Raw genomic sequence first — 17,992 nt, 5'->3', positions numbered from 1 at the left:
AGTCTTCTTTGACTTCGTAAGTTGTCATTCGTTATAGTCAAAGTATGGGGTGAATGCCCTGATTTTTAGAGTGAAGGGAATGGAATGAACATGCAAGGAAGAGTGAAATGGTTCAATGCAGAAAAGGGATTTGGGTTTATTGAGCGTGAAGATGGTGATGATGTGTTTGTTCATTTTTCTGCTATTCAACAAGATGGATATAAGTCATTAGAAGAAGGGCAACGAGTTGAGTTTGACATTGTAGATGGAGCACGTGGACCACAAGCAGCTAATGTTGTAAAACTGTAGGAATATTGTTTTTGGGAAGAGAAAGCTGCTTTTGTGGCAACGTTATATATATGGTAGAACCTCTTGTTTTTTGCAAGGGGTTTTTGTTATGAATCAAGTTGTCAAAAAGTTGTTTCTTTTCTGTAACGAATTGTCCACAGTTATATTCGTTATTCACGATGTTAATAGGATAAAATAAAGATAGAAACGATGCATCTTTTCATTTCAACAAAAAACGATAAAAAAATAGCAATTCCACTAATTTTTTTAAAAAAGTTAGAAGGAGTTTTTAAGCCAATGTCGAAATTATAGTACATAGGCTTGAAAGGAGGAATTCATCTATGAAATTCAACATTCGTGGTGAAAATATTGAAGTAACTCCAGCATTAAAGGAATATGTAGAGAAAAAACTAAGTAAGTTAGAGCGTTATTTTGATACATTCCCAGAGATTAAAGTTAATTTAAAAGTATACTCTGACAAGCAACGTGTCGAGGTAACAATTCCATTTACTGATTTATTACTTCGTGCAGAAGAAACTAATAGCGATATGTACGCTGCTATCGATTTAGTAGTTGATAAACTTGAGCGACAAATTCGTAAACATAAAACAAAGGTAAATCGTAAGTTACGTGAGAAAGGTTCTGTGAAAACGAACTTTATCCTTCCAGAAGCAGTAGCTGTTCTGGATGCGGTAGAAGAGGATGAATTAGAACTTGTACGTACAAAACGATTTGATTTAAAACCGATGGACGTTGAAGAAGCGATCCTACAAATGGATATGCTAGGACATAATTTCTTCGTCTTCACAAATGCTGATACAAATGAAACTAATGTTGTATACGGCCGTAAAGATGGGAAATATGGTTTAATCGAAACTAAATAATAATTCAAAAGCGCAGCCGAAATGGCTGCGCTTTTTTTATGTTTTAGCTTTTTCTTTTCGAGAGGTGAAAAAATTTATAAGTAGCCAATTTCATTAAGAAGTGATTTTTGGACAGTGTTTCGTCAAAACAGTACGGGGAAATTAAAAACTTGGAAAGGTGAGTTACTCTTTATTATTTGGAACAGGCGTAGGTAAGCAGTTATCTTTACAAGTAATTCTTTGCTAGGGATATATTGTTGTTTTTTAAAATTTAACGAAATGTTCGTAAGTGTAAAGATAATATTAAATATTCCAAAATCCATTGAAGGTATATCGAGGTGTTGTTACTATAATATTGCATTATATAGATTTAGTTTATTCCTTCAGTGAAAAAATAAAATCAATATAATGCTATAAATTATCGGAGGTGTTTTTATTGAGTATTAAGAAAAAAAGTCATTTTATGTTTGGGGCTATTTTATCTTTAGGTATTTTAGCTAGTACTTTTGCTTTAACCGAACCTGCTAAGGCTGATACAAGGGATGATCATGTAGAATTTACCTTTAGACTTTGGAGTGCATATGATTTTACTAATGCACGTCCTAAAGGGACACCTACTTCTATGTATATGCGTGTGAAGAGTAGTGAGAAGGGCGGTGGTTCTTTTAACGTTTGGACAGAAGCAGATAAAAATAAAAATAAAGGTGATAGAGATTGGGTAAATGTTTCAGGTGATTCAGGTAAGCATGAAGGAACGGTGCAACCAGGTAAAACGTATCTTTTCCAAAATTACGCATATGAAAGATATGGAAAAAATGTACCTGTGAGATTTGGTGGTTATTCTAGAGAAAATAATGCCTATCCTACTGCTTGGAGTCCTGATAGTGTAAGACCTGGTGGACCTTACACTGAATATTGATTTAGAAATTATAAATTGAAATTATTTATTTTGTAGTGCTAGAAAAAGTCGTATAGTTCCGAATTTGGATTATATGACTTTTTCTGCTATGTAATTTTAAAAATAGGAGGAGCTGTAATGAAGGTTATTTCCAAATATGTTTTAGGCTTTTTTTTATTGAGTATTTGTTTCTTAGCTTCTTGTCAAAAGGAAATGGATGAACCTATTGTAAATATTGAAGATACTTTAACGGAAAAAGATAATTTAAAAAGTATTCAGTTACAAGAAATTAAGAAAAATACTATTTTTGAACAAATATTTTTTGAGAATGAAAATGGTGAGGATTTCTTTCAAGGTCAAACACATAGAAATGATATTGGAATAGAAGATAAGCTTTTAGATGAAAATTTAAAGTTGGGAGTTATACCGGAAAATTATTATGTTTTTTTAACGGGTGTGACGAATAAGAAAAAACCAACGTATCTTTTGGGGCGGATTGAACAAACTGATGGAAAAGTAATTCAGTGGAAACAAGAAGTTAAGAGTGTAAAAAGAAAAGGTACAGATAATGTTTATCAGTATGAAGTTGAATTTCCTAAGTTTGAGGGGGAGAAAGCACATGTTTCCTTTCGTTACATTTGGATAAATAAAGAAAATAAATGTTATGGTGTTGCGGATCAATTCTTCATATTAAAAAAGATTTAAATTTCAATAATGGTTTATGGAGGAGTTGTAGATGAGTTACTTTTTAGGACGGATTTTAAAAGGTAGGATGTTTTGGGTTGCTTTATTTATTATGTTAGTAATTGTCATTGCTCAATATATTGCTATGTTTGTAACAACGAAAGGATTTAACGATGCTGGGATTATAAAGGTATCTCCATATTTATCTAACATTTTACATTTTAATAGATTACCATTTTATAGTGAATTTTATCTATTAATATTTCCTATGATTTCTGCAATGGCTGTAGCAGGAATTTATGGAATTGATAAAAATTATGGGTTTATTTATCCTGTTATTTCTAAGATGGGAACATGTCATTATTTTAGGTTACTTTATTTTATTAATTTTATTGTATCTTTTTTTATTATAAGTGTCCCTTTACTATTTCATTTTTATTTATATGCGATGACTTATCCAACAGTTGCTCCGCATCCGATATTAAATTATATGGCTGCTACTGTTTCACCAACAGCTCAATTTAATACGGTTTATTATGAGTATCCTACTTTATATTTTCTTATGTATGTATTTTTAAATGGTTTATACGGTGCGGTTTTTTCAAGTTTGGCTTTATCAGTTTCGTTTTTTATAAGACGAGTTTATTTTATTTATTTAGTTCCATTTATTTTACATATTTTTTGGCTTGGTATTGGAAAGGGGATTCTCAATCCTAAAGATTATTTAATTAAAGACTTCGGTTTTTTTGAATTACAAATTTTTCTTAGTGTGCTGTTATGTATTTGGTTTTGTTCTGTAGTTCTTTATTTACGGGGGAGTAGGAAGCATGTTCTTTTATAATGTAATGAAAGAAACTATAGGGATGAAATATGTTTGGTTAAGTGTTCTCTTCTTGCTTAACGTCAGTATCATTGGTTGTTTGTTCAATTATTTTGAACATGGAATTGTAAAAGAGAAAATGAACGAATTGGAAGCTTTGTATAAGGTCATGTCGTTTTATAATTTATCGACTATATTTATTCCTTTAACTATCGTTTTTTCTGTATATTCTATGTCGAATTTTTTTAGTATTTATGTAGTTTACCGAGTGAATAATGCATTGAAATTAGTTTCTATATATTATTTGAAACTATTCGTTTTTGTTTGCTTTTTTGCTGGGAGTATGATTTTACAGTTATTTTTGATGGCAAATATGATGGCTGTAAATAGTATTTATGTGAATTATGCATTGTTATTTTGCATTCAATTATTTGCGAATATTTTTATATGTATGATAAGTGCTTTATTGCAATTATTTTTACCTAGTTTACTTGTAATAATATGTATGATCACTGCCGTTTTACTAGATAGATTTATATTACATGGATTTTTATTTACAAATGTTTTTTATATAAATGTGTTTGAAGATGCTATTGACTTACTTATACGCTTATTTGGATGTTTTTTTATCTTTTTTATAAGTGTATGGATTTTAGCTAAAAAAAGTTATATTTCTATGAATGATGAGACAGAGGTGATCTAGTTTACATTATGATTTTATATTATTTGTTAAAAAGAGATTTACATGTAAGGTTTAGAGATTCCATCAAGATAATGGTTTTTTTATTCTTAATTTACGCTATGATTGTAGTTACTTTTTTATACAATCAGCCTCTTAGTAATGGAAAAGAACCCTCATTGTTAGGTGTTACCTTTTATCGATTTTTTCATGGAGTAGACTTTGTAGATTTATCTTATTTTTATAAGGAGGGGCGATTTTCTATCCCTTTTTATTGGATATTCTTTCAAATTGTTCCTTTGTTGCTAGTAGGGAAGTTTGCTTTTTCGGATATTCAACAGAATGGTGTTTATTTGTTTCCTCGTGTTAAGAAGAAGCATTTTCTTTGGTTAACGAAAATACTATCTTTGTTTTTTTACATAATTAGTATTTGGATTGTTATGTATTTGATTTGGTTTACTGTTTATTATTTGCTTACTTTTGGCGAGCATTATTTTTCAAATGTATATCGTCAATTTTCTTATAAGATAGTAGGTACTATGCTAATTCAAATCATTATCAGCTTTTTATTAGCTTTAATTTTTGAGTTTTTAACGCTTTATATACCAATAACTATTGTTTTTATACTGATGTTGATGTACCTATTTTTTTCTATTTTCTTTCATAGTATTTATTTTTTAGGTTCTTTTGTTATGCCAAATCGTTGGTATTTTGTTGATCACAGTTCAATTCAATTGACTTTAGGTAATAATCAAGCTATTCAATGGAATGATTTACTTTTAATAGGAGTAGTAATTGTTGTTGTAATGATTTTATTAGGTAGTTTTTGTTTTAAAAAACTAGATGTGATAGGTGAATAATTTATGGACAATTATATTAAATGTGAATGTATGACGAAAAGATTAAAAGGAAATATTGTGTTAGATAATATTAGTTTGTCAGTAAAAAAAGGCGAATTTTTAGTTTTGAAGGGGCATAATGGCTCTGGTAAAACGATGATTTTACGCGCTATATCAGGGTTAATGCGTTTGAATTCTGGAGTTGTTTATGTAGATAATGAAATGATTGGAAAACAAAAGCAATTTCCTGATTCTATGGGAATATTGATTGAATATCCAAGTTTTATTCCAGGGTATACTGGTTTTCAGAACTTGAAATTTTTATCATCGATTAACAATAAAATTTCTGATGAGGAAATTTATAATATTATTCAAAGGGTTGGACTTGATAAAACAGATAAGAGAAAGTATAAAAGATACTCTTTAGGTATGAAACAACGTTTAGGGATAGCGCAAGCTTTAATGGAACAACCAAAATTATTGCTATTAGACGAGCCAACTAATGCTTTAGATATTGATGGGATAAAAGATGTTTTAGATATTTTGAAAGTAGAAAAATCTAAGGGAACGACTATTATAGTAGCTAGTCATGATGTGCATGTTCTAGATAATGAAATAGTAGATCGTATTGTACATGTTAATAATGGAAAGTTGGTAGATTAAGAGTGACAAAAAAACATATCTTAATAATTATTGGGTTGTGTGTGTTGCTATGTATATTTGCTAGTTTATTTAGATTTAAAACATTAAATCTAAATAATGAATCTTATAAAGTGGTAAAAGATGAGTTTTTATCTAATAGAACTTTTGAAGATGGACAAGGAGTTACGTTTCATGCACTTAATCCTCTTGATCCTAAAAAAGTTTATGATCCTTATGAAGACCGTGAATTAATGACGTATGTGTTACCTTTAGATATTACAAATACAACGAATCGGGATATTAATTTACTTAGTAATAAGTCTATTTCCAGTACAATGTTTTATTCTAAAATAGGCGAGTTTTATAATTTGATTCCTTATTCAATGGAATTACCTGAAAAATATCAGTTTGAACCTGTAATACCTGCTGGTAAAACAGTAAGAGGATATATAGGGACAAATTATTTTATAGGAGATGACCTTTATAAAAATTATAAAAACTTTTCAAATGAATCAACTAAAGTGAAATTCATTTCTTTTATGAAGGATAAGAAAGGGAAATATCATGAATTGGAAATACCGATAAATTAATGCATGATTGATACAGATATATTTTAAGTGTGCTTTAGGGGTGCCGTGGTTGAGTATATCTTGCAACATAATATTCTCTTTTAAAGTCGGAGGTTTTGCGCAGGTGTAAGTATCTATGGATGCTGCACCGACGAAATCTTCGGCTTTTTGTAATTATTGATTTAGATTTTATTAAGGAGTATATTCTAGTCATTTTTTTTTGAAAGGAAAATGACTTAGATTTAATACGAAATTTGTAACGTGAACTTGAAATAACGAGACAGAGAAAAGAAACGTAACAAATTAAATAAAACTTTTTCTGAATATAAGGCCTGACATTCGGCCGATTGTTGTCATAGTTATAAGACAAGTGTTACAATTATCATTAGGTATATACATTTTAGTTTTTTTAATTAGGAGAAAAATTGGCATAACATACATTTGATTTTTATAACGACTGATTGTAATAGAAAAAGAAAAAACAATCGGAAGTTTTATTTTAATAAAAAAGAGGAGCGTATTTCCTATGATCGGTATTTTAAAAAAGGTATTTGATGTAAATCAACGCCAAATTAAACGTATGCAGAAGACAGTTGAGCAAATTGATGCATTAGAATCATCTATTAAGCCACTAACAGATGAGCAATTAAAAGGAAAGACGCTTGAATTTAAAGAACGTTTAACAAAAGGTGAGACAGTAGATGATCTACTTCCTGAAGCTTTTGCAGTTGTTCGCGAAGCTGCGACTCGTGTTCTTGGAATGCGTCCGTATGGCGTGCAGTTAATGGGTGGTATTGCCTTACATGAAGGAAATATCTCTGAGATGAAAACGGGTGAAGGTAAAACGTTAACATCTACATTACCTGTATATTTAAATGCTTTAACAGGAAAAGGTGTTCACGTTGTTACAGTCAATGAATACTTAGCACAACGTGATGCGAGCGAAATGGGACAACTTCATGAGTTCCTAGGCTTAACAGTAGGAATTAACTTAAACAGCATGTCACGCGAAGAGAAACAAGAGGCTTATGCTGCTGATATTACGTATAGCACAAATAATGAGCTTGGATTCGATTACTTACGTGACAACATGGTTTTATATAGAGAACAGTGCGTTCAGCGTCCACTTCATTTCGCTATTATCGATGAAGTCGATTCTATTTTAGTCGATGAAGCACGTACGCCGCTTATTATTTCGGGACAAGCTCAAAAATCAGCAGAGTTATACATGTTTGCAAATGCATTCGTTCGTACGTTAGAAAATGAAAAAGAGTATTCATTTGATGTGAAGACGAAAAATGTAATGTTGACTGAAGATGGTATTACGAAAGCAGAGAAAGCTTTCCATATTGAAAACTTATTCGATTTAAAACATGTCGCACTTCTTCACCATATTAATCAGGCGCTTCGTGCACACGTTGTCATGCACCTTGATACAGATTATGTTGTACAAGAAGGCGAAATCGTAATTGTAGACCAATTCACTGGTCGTCTTATGAAAGGTCGTCGTTATAGCGAAGGTTTACACCAAGCTATTGAAGCAAAAGAAGGCGTAGAAATTCAAAATGAAAGTATGACACTCGCAACAATTACGTTCCAGAACTATTTCCGTATGTATGAAAAGTTATCTGGTATGACTGGTACAGCGAAAACGGAAGAAGAAGAATTCCGTAGTATTTACAATATGAATGTTATCGTAATTCCAACGAACAAAGATATTATTCGTGATGACCGTGCTGATTTAATCTTCAAATCAATGGAAGGCAAATTCAATGCAGTTGTTGAGGATATTGTAAATCGTCATAAACAAGGGCAACCTATTCTTGTTGGTACAGTTGCAATTGAAACGTCAGAGCTTATTTCAAAAATGTTAACACGTAAAGGTGTACGCCATAACATTTTAAATGCGAAAAACCATGCGCGAGAAGCAGATATCATTGCAGAAGCTGGTATGAAAGGTGCTGTAACGATTGCGACGAATATGGCTGGTCGTGGTACGGATATTAAGCTTGGAGACGATATTAAAAACGTTGGTCTAGCAGTTATCGGTACAGAGCGTCACGAAAGCCGTCGTATTGATAATCAGTTACGTGGTCGTGCTGGTCGTCAAGGGGACCCTGGTGTAACGCAGTTCTACTTGTCTATGGAAGATGAACTAATGCGCCGCTTCGGTTCTGACAATATGAAAGCGATGATGGATCGTCTTGGTATGGATGATTCACAGCCGATTGAAAGTAAAATGGTTTCTCGTGCGGTAGAATCTGCACAAAAACGTGTAGAAGGAAATAACTATGATGCACGTAAGCAGTTACTGCAGTACGATGATGTACTTCGTCAGCAACGTGAAGTTATTTACAAACAGCGTCAAGAAGTAATGGATTCTGAGAACTTACGCAGTATTATTGAAGGTATGATGAAATCTACAGTAGAACGTGCTGTTGCGCTTCATACACAAGAGGAAATCGAAGAAGATTGGAACATTAAAGGTCTTGTTGACTATTTAAATACAAACCTTCTGCAAGAAGGCGATATAAAAGAAGAAGAGTTACGTCGTCTTGCTCCAGAGGAAATGAGCGAGCCGATTATCGCGAAATTAATAGAGCGTTACAACGATAAAGAAAAGCTTCTGCCAGAAGAGCAAATGCGTGAGTTTGAAAAAGTTGTTGTATTCCGTGTAGTAGATACGAAATGGACAGAGCATATTGATGCGATGGACCACCTTCGTGAAGGTATTCATTTACGTGCTTACGGTCAAATTGATCCACTTCGTGAGTATCAAATGGAAGGATTCGCAATGTTCGAGTCAATGATTGCTTCTATTGAAGAGGAAATCTCTCGTTACATTATGAAAGCTGAAATTGAACAAAACTTAGAGCGTCAAGAAGTTGTTCAAGGTGAAGCTGTTCATCCATCTAGCGATGGCGAAGAAGCGAAGAAAAAACCAGTTGTAAAAGGAGACCAAGTAGGCCGCAACGATTTATGTAAATGTGGTAGCGGTAAAAAATATAAAAACTGCTGTGGTATCGGGAAGTAATACAGGGCGGTAGCCCAGATTACTTTGCAAAATTTTACATCAAAAATGTATAATTAAGAAAGATTAAACTCTCTCCGTCATAAGTGGAGAGAGTTTCCCTTGTTTTCATAAGAAAGTAACAGCAATTACATAGAGGTGAAGGAAATGGAATTAGTAGAAATTAGACAAGAGTTAGAGAAAATGGCTAAGAGATTAGCGGCTTTTAGGGGGTCTCTTTGACCTTCCTACTAAGGAGAAACAAATTGCAGAGTTAGAAGAAACAATGATGGGTGCAGGATTTTGGGATGACCAACAAGGCGCACAAGCTGTAATTAACGAAGCTAATGCACTGAAAGAGATGGTTGGAAAGTTCCGTCAGTTAGATGAGACATTCGAAAATTTAGAAATCACGCATGAGCTTTTAAAAGAAGAGTATGATGAAGATTTACATGAGGAGCTTGAATCAGAAGTGAAAGGCTTAATTCAAGAAATGAATGAGTATGAGCTTCAGCTACTACTAAGCGATCCTTATGATAAAAATAACGCTATTTTAGAATTACACCCAGGTGCTGGTGGAACAGAGTCACAAGACTGGGGTTCTATGTTATTACGTATGTACACACGTTGGGCTGAAAAACGTGGGTTTAAAGTAGAAACGGTTGACTACTTACCAGGTGATGAAGCTGGTATTAAGAGTGTTACTTTATTAATTAAAGGTCATAACGCTTACGGTTATTTAAAGGCAGAGAAAGGTGTACATCGTCTTGTACGTATTTCGCCATTCGATTCTTCAGGCCGTCGTCATACATCGTTCGTATCTTGTGAAGTTGTACCTGAGTTCAATGATGAAGTTGAAATCGAAATACGTTCAGAAGACTTAAAAGTTGATACGTACCGTGCAAGTGGTGCAGGTGGACAGCATATTAATACGACAGACTCAGCAGTTCGTATTACACATACACCAACAAACACAGTTGTAACATGTCAGTCAGAGCGTTCACAAATTAAAAACCGTGAGCACGCGATGAAAATGTTAAAAGCGAAATTGTATCAAAAGAAACTAGAAGAGCAACAAGCGGAGTTAGATGAAATTCGCGGTGAACAAAAAGAAATCGGATGGGGTAGCCAAATTCGTTCTTACGTATTCCACCCGTATTCTCTTGTGAAAGACCACCGTACAAATACAGAGGTTGGTAACGTACAAGCGGTTATGGATGGAGAAATTGATCCATTTATTGATGCTTACTTACGTTCTCGCATCTAATAAGCGAAAAAAAGCCAACAAAGTTGTCGGCGTATGCTGAGGATAGTCGAGGAGATAAAGAATTTGATTTTATTTCTATAGATGAAGTAAAGAGGAAGAGAAGTTGGAAACGACAACTTCTCTTTTTGATGAGATTATATGTAGCATACAATGTTGTATATTGTTTTGTAAAAAGTAGAGAATAGTAAAACAGAGCGGCAATAGGGTAAGACTTTAACAGAAATTTTCTGATTTTCTGTTCAACAAGAATTCTTTATAGAAGTTTTTACGTTGTTCACAGAATTGAAACAACTTATGAAAGCTTTATATTATCAGGGTTCTTACTGGGTTTTTGAAAAATATGAAATATACCTTAGTTTTTCTATATAAAGATAATGCTTATAATGAAAATGAGTGTGTTAGGAATGAAAAGAATATCAACAATGGGGAGCGATAGAAGTGAAAAAGAAATTGTTGGCTATTGCGTTAGGAACATCAGTCGTTTTTGCTTTAGGAGCATGTGGAAATAAAGAAGAGAGTAAGCCTTCGAAACAATCTGCAAGCACAGATAGCGCAGAGCAAATTTACCAAAAAAGTTGTATAGGCTGTCACGCGAAAGATTTATCGGGAGCAACTGGACCGGATTTACGAAAAGTGGGACAGAAATATGATGCAGCAGAGATTGAAAAGATTATTGAAAAAGGTCGCGGTTCCATGTCACCAGGAATCATTCAAGGTGAGGATGCGAAAAAAGTAGCTGAGTGGTTAGCTGAACATAAATAAAAAAGGTAAAGTGGACGAGTTGGTTATATAATCTTATCCTAAAATGATTTTGGGTAAGAACTATGACGACTCGTTTCCTTTTTTTGTAGTGTAACATAACTGTAACAAAAATGTATCCGAACTGGAAACCGTTTGATGTTACAATGGGGTTTGTAGAATTTTGCTGAAATATATTACATAGAGTAGCGCTGCTAATAAAAAGCATGAATGGAAGCTACCTTCAACAAGAGTGGTTAAGTGAGAATAAAGTTTTTATTTTCAGATGTACAGAAAAGTATTTCGAAAAAAATCATTAAGTATTGGGTGATAAATAATGATAAAAATGACGAATGTTTATAAGGAGTACCCGAATGGTATGAAAGCCATTGCTGGTCTCACAGTTAACATTAAACAAGGTGAGTTTGTATACGTAGTTGGACCGAGTGGAGCCGGGAAATCTACATTTATTAAAATGATGTATCGTGAAGAGAAGCCATCTACAGGATCAATTAATGTAAATGGACTTGTTATTGAAACATTAGCAGAAAGAGATGTTCCATATTTCCGTCGTCAATTAGGCGTAATTTTCCAAGATTTTAAATTACTACCTAAGTTAACGGTATATGAGAATGTTGCGTTTGCCTTAGAAGTAATTGAAGAAGAAAAAGAAGCCATTCGTGAGCGTGTAACAGAAGTTTTAGGTCTTGTAGGTCTTGAGGATCGTGCAGACGCACTACCAAGTGAACTTTCGGGCGGAGAGCAGCAACGTGTTGCAATTGCGAGAGCAATTGTTAATAGACCAAAGGTTGTAATTGCCGATGAGCCAACAGGTAACTTAGATATTGAAACAGCTCTTGATATTATGAAGATTTTTACGCGTATTAACGAGCGTGGTACAACGATTGTTATGGCGACACATAACTCAGATATCGTAAATACAATTCGTCATCGTGTAATCGCGATTGAAGGCGGAAAAATTGTTCGAGATGAGATTGAGGGAGGATACGGATATGAAGGCTAAGACCCTTAGTCGACATTTGCGAGAAGGTGTAAAGAATCTATCACGTAACGGATGGATGACATTTGCTTCTGTTAGTGCAGTAACAGTTACATTATTACTTGTAGGTGTCTTTTTAACAGCGATAATGAATATGAACCATTTTGCGACGAAAGTAGAGCAAGATGTAGAAATTCGTGTACACATTGATCCAGCAGCAAAAGAAGCTGATCAAAAGAAATTAGAAGATGATATGAGTAAGATTGCGAAAGTAGAATCTATTAAATATTCTTCTAAAGAAGAAGAGCTAAAACGCTTAATTAAAAGCTTAGGTGATAGCGGAAAAACGTTTGAGTTATTTGAACAAGATAACCCACTTAAAAACGTATTCATTGTAAAAGCAAAAGAACCAACAGATACAGCGACAATCGCGAAAAAGATTGAAAAAATGCAGTTTGTAAGTAATGTTCAATACGGTAAAGGCCAAGTTGAAAAATTATTTGATACTGTAAAAACAGGACGTAATATCGGGATTGCGTTAATTGCAGGTCTTTTATTCACAGCGATGTTCTTAATCTCTAATACAATTAAAATTACAATTTATGCTCGTAGTACAGAAATCGAAATTATGAAACTGGTAGGTGCAACAAACTGGTTTATTCGTTGGCCGTTCTTATTAGAGGGATTATTCCTAGGAGTATTAGGATCAATTATTCCAATTGGCTTAATTCTAGTTACGTATAATTCACTACAAAGTGTGTTTAACGAAAAACTTGGCGGAACAATTTTCGAACTTCTACCATACAGTCCTTTCGTATTCCAATTAGCTGGTTTACTAGTGTTAATCGGGGCTTTAATCGGTATGTGGGGAAGTGTAATGTCAATTCGTCGCTTCTTAAAAGTATAAAAAGTTGCAAACATAATTCGTACAAGCTTATCATATAGTAGAAATAGGTAAAGGCATCACACACTGTGTGATGCCTTTTGCTACACCACCTGTGTGTTTTGGAAAGGGGAATTCCGCATTGAAACGTAGAGTTGCAATTATTGGAATGGTTGTTGCATTTTTAATTGGTGCTGGCGGAATGTTTGCAGGTATGTCTTTATTTGGGGTTAACCCAGCAGAAGTAACGCAAACAATTTCGAGTGGAAACGCTAGCGCCGCGCAAGGGAATTTGGCAAAAATTAATGAGGCGTATGCACTAATTGATTCACGTTATGTGGAAGACGTGAAGGATGACAAGTTAGTCGAAGGTGCAATACAAGGCATGTTGTCTACGCTGAAGGACCCTTATTCCACGTATATGGATAAAGAAACGGCTAAACAGTTTAGTGAATCACTTGATCCTGAGCTAGAGGGGATCGGGGCTGAGGTGAACAAAACGGACGGTAAGCTTATTATCGTATCTCCAATTAAAGGCTCACCGGCAGAAAAGATTGGAATTAAACCGAATGACCAAATTTTATCTGTAGATGGAAATAGTGTGAAAGATTTATCACGTGAAGAAGCAGTATTAAAGATTCGTGGTAAAAAAGGAACGACTGTCGCGATTGAAATTAAGCGTGCAGGAGTAGCTGATCCGATTGTATTTAAAATTAAGCGTGAAAAAATTCCAATCTTCACAGTGTTTAGTTCTGTGAAACAAGAGAGTGGAAAAGATATCGGTTATATGCAAATCACTTCTTTTGCTGAAAATACGGCGAAAGAATTTAAGGATCAGTTAAAAGAGTTAGAGAAGAAAAATATAAAAGGCTTAGTTATTGACGTGCGTGGTAATCCTGGTGGCTACTTAAATAGTGTAGAAGAGATACTAGGGGAAATTATGACGGATAAAAAGCCGATGCTACAAGTAGAGCAACGAAATGGTGAGAAAAAGAAATTCTCTACGGAGCTGAAAGAGAAAAAGCCATATCCAATTTCAGTATTAATTGATAACGGAAGTGCTTCTGCTTCAGAGATTTTAGCGGGTGCGCTAAAAGAGGGAGAAGGATACGATTTAATTGGTGAAAAAACGTTTGGTAAAGGTACTGTTCAGCAGGCCGTTCCATTTAAAGATGGCAGCAACATTAAATTAACGATGTTTAAATGGTTAACACCGGATGGAAACTGGATTCATAAAAAAGGAATCGCGCCAACAGTAGAAGTGAAGCAACCAGATTATTATCATGCGACACCAATTCAAATTGAAAAAACACTTTCATACAATTCAAATGATGTGCAAGTAAAACACGCGCAAGAAATGCTTAAGAGTTTAGGGTATGTACCAGGACGTGAAGATGGATACTTTAGTAAAGAGACAGAATCGGCGCTGAAAGCATTCCAAAATGCGAATGAGATGGAAGCGACAGGACAGCTGGATAAAAAGACAGCTGAGGCGATTCAAACTAAAATTATTGAAAAAATACGTTCTGGAGAAAATGATTTACAATTACAGTCCGCATTAAAATTAATAGCGAAATAAAAAGAAATACAGGCAGTTTGCTGCCTGTATTTTTTTGTGTTAAACAAACGTTTGTCCAGTTATGATAATATAAAAAGAAAGAATGATATAAATGGTGGTGAATGGGTTCGTGGAGGCATGGATTTTTGAAATAATGCGGGCAGTTGGACGTTTTTTCTTACACCCTGCTGTCTATGTATTTTTAATAAGTAGTATCTTCGTTGGATACTTACGTATGTTACGAGAACGAAAGGATTTTTCCTTTAAAGTTTATGATATTTGGTTTGAACTGCGAACAGCTCTATTTGCGGGAGTTGGATACGGATTAATCGTATCTATTATTACAATTGGACTTGGCCTTGTCGTTTCCAAAGCGAGTTTATGGGTCATCTTACTTTGGACGTTATTATTTGGATTAACTGCTATGTATCGATATTTATCAGCAGCTTATACATTTAGTATCGCAATTGTATGCGTTCTATTATCTTCTAAGCTACCAGTTTCCTTCTTACAGCTTGGAGAGGGTGAAGAGGGTACGATTGTATCTCTTGCTATTTTGCTAGGCGTCATGCTCGTTGTAGAGGGTTTATTGATTTCTAAAAATGCAGTAGGATATTCGACGCCGAAGATTAGGAAGGGTAAGCGGGGGTTAAAGATTGGTTTACACGAATCAAAGCGTTTATGGATCGTTCCGATTTTTATTCTTGTACCAGGTGATGCAGTAACGCAGTTTATTTCATGGTGGCCTGTCGTTTCAATAGGTTCGGATACATATTCTCTATTCCTCGTTCCATTTTTAATTGGATTTATGAGAAGGATTAGAAGTTATGAGCCAACGGAAGCTTTATTATTTACAGGAAGACGTGTGTACGGATTAGCAGGACTTGTGCTTGTTTTAGGAGTCGCAAGTTATTGGTGGCACGTACTTGCCATTATTGCGATGGGAGTTGCAATGCTTGGACGTTTCACGATTTCCATGCAAGAAAAAATTGCGGATGAAACAAGACCGGCGTACTTCGCTGCACGTAATGATGGACTTGTTGTATTAGATACAATCCCGAATACAATTGGGGCAGAGCTGAATTTACTGCCTGGAGAAGTAGTTACGAAAGTAAATGGAGTCATTCCAGGAAGTGCTGAGGAATTTTATGATGCGCTTCAAACGAAGACGACAGGAGCATTTTGTAAGTTAGAAGTATTAGATACAAAAGGAGAGCTTCGTCTTGCTCAAACGGCATTATACGCCGGAGGACATCACGAATTAGGAATTGTGTTTGTTCAGCAGGAGCATGAATGGGATTCGGAAGCGATGTAATAGAAGAAAGGGTATCACCTTGTGGTGATACCCTTTTTGGTTGTGGGGGCGGGATTAGTAGTAAATAAAATTTATATCGGTGATTATTCAAATATATCGACTTTCTGGAAAAAACGACAACTATCGCAAACCTTATTTTGAAGTTTCATAGACGGATAACTTGAATAATTATTTGATAATGGTTATCATTTAGGGAGTCTTTTAAATTTTGGAAAATGGAGGGAAGATATGCTACGTAAATTTTTTTCTTACTATAAACCGTATAAAGGTTTATTTATACTCGACTTTTCTTGCGCAGTTGTCGCAGGGTTACTAGAACTTGGCTTCCCGCTTATCGTAAATCAATTTATTGATAAGTTATTGCCAGGACAAAACTGGACGCTTATTTTATGGGCTTGTTTCGGTTTACTTGCAGTGTATATATTAAATGCAGGCTTACAATATGTTGTTACATATTGGGGACATATGCTTGGTGTTAACATTGAAACGGATATGAGGCAGAAATTATTTGATCACATTCAAAAGCTATCATTCAGATTTTTTGACAATAATAAAACAGGTCATTTAATTTCACGTCTTACGAACGATTTAATGGAAATTGGGGAAATTGCTCACCACGGGCCAGAGGATTTATTTATTGCTGTAATGACTTTAGTTGGGGCATTCTCATTTATGATGATGATCAACTGGAAGTTAGCGCTATTAACGTTCTTCGTTATTCCATTCCTATTATGGTTGGCACTTTACTTCAATAAAAAAATGACAGGTACGTTTAGACGTTTATTCTCAGACGTCGCTGATTTTAATGCATGTATTGAGAATAACGTTGGTGGTATCCGCGTTGTACAAGCATTCGGAAATGAAAAGTTTGAGAAAGAGCAATTTGCTGTTAACAACGCTCGTTTCCGTACAACGAAATTAATGGCGTATAAAATTATGGCGTTAAATTCGTCAATTAGTTATATGCTCATGCGTCTCGTAACGCTCTTCGTTTTAATATGCGGTACATGGTTTGTTCTGCAAGGCGAATTAACGTACGGTGGATTTATCGGATTCGTTCTATTAACGAATATTTTCTTCCGCCCAATTGAAAAAATTAATGCGGTTATTGAAAGTTATCCGAAAGGGATCGCTGGTTTTAAGAGGTATGTAGAGCTTCTTGAAACAGAGCCAGATATTGTAGACTCTAAAGACGCGATAGAAGTTAAACATGTACATGGTGATATTCAATATAGCAACGTTACATTCGGATATGAAAACAAAGAACCGATTTTAAATGATATTAGTTTGAAAATACATGCAGGTGAAACGGTTGCGTTCGTTGGACCATCAGGAGCTGGGAAAACGACGTTATGTAGCCTATTACCACGTTTTTATGAACAATCGTCAGGATTGATTCAAATTGATGGTATTGATACGAAAGATATGACGTTATCTTCACTTCGTAAGCAAATCGGAATTGTACAGCAAGATGTGTTCTTATTCTCAGGAACGATTCGTGAAAATATCGCTTACGGAAATTTAAAGGCGTCAGAAGCTGAAATTTGGCAGGCAGTAAAACGTGCGCAGTTAGAAGACTTAATTTACTCACAACCAGACGGTTTAGATACCGTTATCGGTGAGCGTGGTGTGAAACTTTCTGGTGGACAGAAGCAGCGTCTAGCGATTGCTCGTATGTTCTTGAAAAATCCGCCAATTTTAATATTAGATGAAGCGACTTCCGCATTAGATACAGAGACGGAACTAGCGATTCAAAAATCACTTGCTGAACTATCTGTCGGCCGTACAACATTAGTTATCGCTCATAGACTTGCAACGATTAAAAATGCAGATCGTATCGTCGTTGTAAATAAAGATGGTATTGCAGAACAAGGTTCGCATGAGGAACTAATTGAGCAAGGCGGAGGATATAGCCGTTTATACGAAGCTCAGTTCAGTTCGTAAATATAATTTCTGCTGA

The 17,992-nt window shown here is 34.6% G+C and carries 17 protein-coding genes; all 17 read left to right on the top strand.

The window, feature by feature from the left end:
• Positions 1-90: 90 nt before the first annotated feature.
• The 17 genes from cspC to J0835_RS25430 all read left to right on the top strand — a co-directional run bounded on the left by cspC (position 91) and on the right by J0835_RS25430 (position 17,976).
• On the top strand, positions 91-288 hold the full coding sequence (gene cspC / locus J0835_RS25510; RefSeq protein WP_087983233.1) for a cold shock protein CspC: 198 nt from the start codon (positions 91-93) through the stop codon (positions 286-288).
• 320 nt (positions 289-608) lie between these two features.
• Positions 609-1,151 (top strand): ribosome hibernation-promoting factor, HPF/YfiA family, encoded by a 543-nt coding sequence (hpf, locus tag J0835_RS25505; protein ID WP_000671193.1) that lies wholly within the window; start codon positions 609-611, stop codon positions 1,149-1,151.
• 415 nt (positions 1,152-1,566) lie between these two features.
• A complete protein-coding gene (locus tag J0835_RS25500) occupies positions 1,567-2,049 on the top strand; it encodes a hypothetical protein (protein WP_087983123.1) in 483 nt (160 codons plus the stop codon).
• A gap of 117 nt (positions 2,050-2,166) precedes the next feature.
• On the top strand, positions 2,167-2,733 hold the full coding sequence (locus J0835_RS25495; RefSeq protein WP_087983121.1) for a hypothetical protein: 567 nt from the start codon (positions 2,167-2,169) through the stop codon (positions 2,731-2,733).
• Between the two features lie 31 nt (positions 2,734-2,764).
• The gene (locus tag J0835_RS25490) at positions 2,765-3,553 is read left to right on the top strand and encodes a hypothetical protein (RefSeq protein WP_087983119.1); all 789 of its coding nucleotides are present in this window, start codon (positions 2,765-2,767) and stop codon (positions 3,551-3,553) included.
• Positions 3,540-4,235, top strand: a complete 696-nt coding sequence (locus tag J0835_RS25485) for a hypothetical protein (RefSeq protein ID WP_087983117.1) — start codon at positions 3,540-3,542, stop codon at positions 4,233-4,235. Before J0835_RS25490 ends, J0835_RS25485 begins: the two co-directional genes overlap by 14 nt.
• Positions 4,236-4,306: 71 nt before the next feature.
• Complete coding sequence (locus J0835_RS25480) at positions 4,307-5,071, top strand: hypothetical protein (protein ID WP_087983231.1); 765 nt, start codon at positions 4,307-4,309, stop codon at positions 5,069-5,071.
• 3 nt (positions 5,072-5,074) lie between these two features.
• Positions 5,075-5,713, top strand: coding sequence for an ATP-binding cassette domain-containing protein (locus J0835_RS25475; protein ID WP_087983116.1), 639 nt, complete (start codon positions 5,075-5,077; stop codon positions 5,711-5,713).
• A 41-nt stretch (positions 5,714-5,754) separates the two neighbouring features.
• Positions 5,755-6,282: a hypothetical protein gene (locus J0835_RS25470; protein ID WP_087983229.1), complete on the top strand. Its 528-nt coding sequence runs from the start codon at positions 5,755-5,757 to the stop codon at positions 6,280-6,282.
• Between the two features lie 505 nt (positions 6,283-6,787).
• Positions 6,788-9,295, top strand: a complete 2,508-nt coding sequence (secA, locus tag J0835_RS25465; protein ID WP_087983114.1) for a preprotein translocase subunit SecA — start codon at positions 6,788-6,790, stop codon at positions 9,293-9,295.
• A 144-nt stretch (positions 9,296-9,439) separates the two neighbouring features.
• Positions 9,440-10,538 (top strand): peptide chain release factor 2 gene (prfB, locus tag J0835_RS25460; protein ID WP_096001656.1). Its coding sequence is split into 2 segments (ribosomal slippage): positions 9,440-9,511 and positions 9,513-10,538, totalling 1,098 coding nucleotides; the frame shifts between segments, so codons are not numbered across the junction.
• Between the two features lie 438 nt (positions 10,539-10,976).
• The gene (cccB, locus tag J0835_RS25455) at positions 10,977-11,300 is read left to right on the top strand and encodes a cytochrome c551 (protein ID WP_000727965.1); all 324 of its coding nucleotides are present in this window, start codon (positions 10,977-10,979) and stop codon (positions 11,298-11,300) included.
• A gap of 313 nt (positions 11,301-11,613) precedes the next feature.
• Positions 11,614-12,300, top strand: a complete 687-nt coding sequence (gene ftsE, locus J0835_RS25450; protein WP_000594325.1) for a cell division ATP-binding protein FtsE — start codon at positions 11,614-11,616, stop codon at positions 12,298-12,300.
• Entirely contained in the window at positions 12,290-13,183 is an 894-nt protein-coding gene (gene ftsX / locus J0835_RS25445; RefSeq protein ID WP_000645020.1) for a permease-like cell division protein FtsX, read from the top strand. The genes ftsE and ftsX overlap by 11 nt, the downstream gene beginning before the upstream one ends.
• A gap of 118 nt (positions 13,184-13,301) precedes the next feature.
• Positions 13,302-14,738 carry a S41 family peptidase gene (locus J0835_RS25440; protein ID WP_087983108.1) on the top strand — a complete coding sequence of 479 codons (1,437 nt, stop codon included), beginning with the start codon at positions 13,302-13,304 and terminating at the stop codon, positions 14,736-14,738.
• Positions 14,739-14,847: 109 nt separating this feature from the next.
• A complete protein-coding gene (locus J0835_RS25435) occupies positions 14,848-16,032 on the top strand; it encodes a PDZ domain-containing protein (protein WP_140386942.1) in 1,185 nt (394 codons plus the stop codon).
• Between the two features lie 228 nt (positions 16,033-16,260).
• Positions 16,261-17,976, top strand: coding sequence for an ABC transporter ATP-binding protein (locus J0835_RS25430; protein ID WP_087983104.1), 1,716 nt, complete (start codon positions 16,261-16,263; stop codon positions 17,974-17,976).
• Positions 17,977-17,992: the final 16 nt, after the last annotated feature.

The sequence above is a fragment of the Bacillus cereus group sp. Sample62 genome, from assembly GCF_036851315.1.
Taxonomy (GTDB): domain Bacteria; phylum Bacillota; class Bacilli; order Bacillales; family Bacillaceae_G; genus Bacillus_A; species Bacillus_A wiedmannii.
Note: the sequence above shows the minus strand (reverse complement) of the source record. Positions and strands in the feature narration are given on the sequence as shown.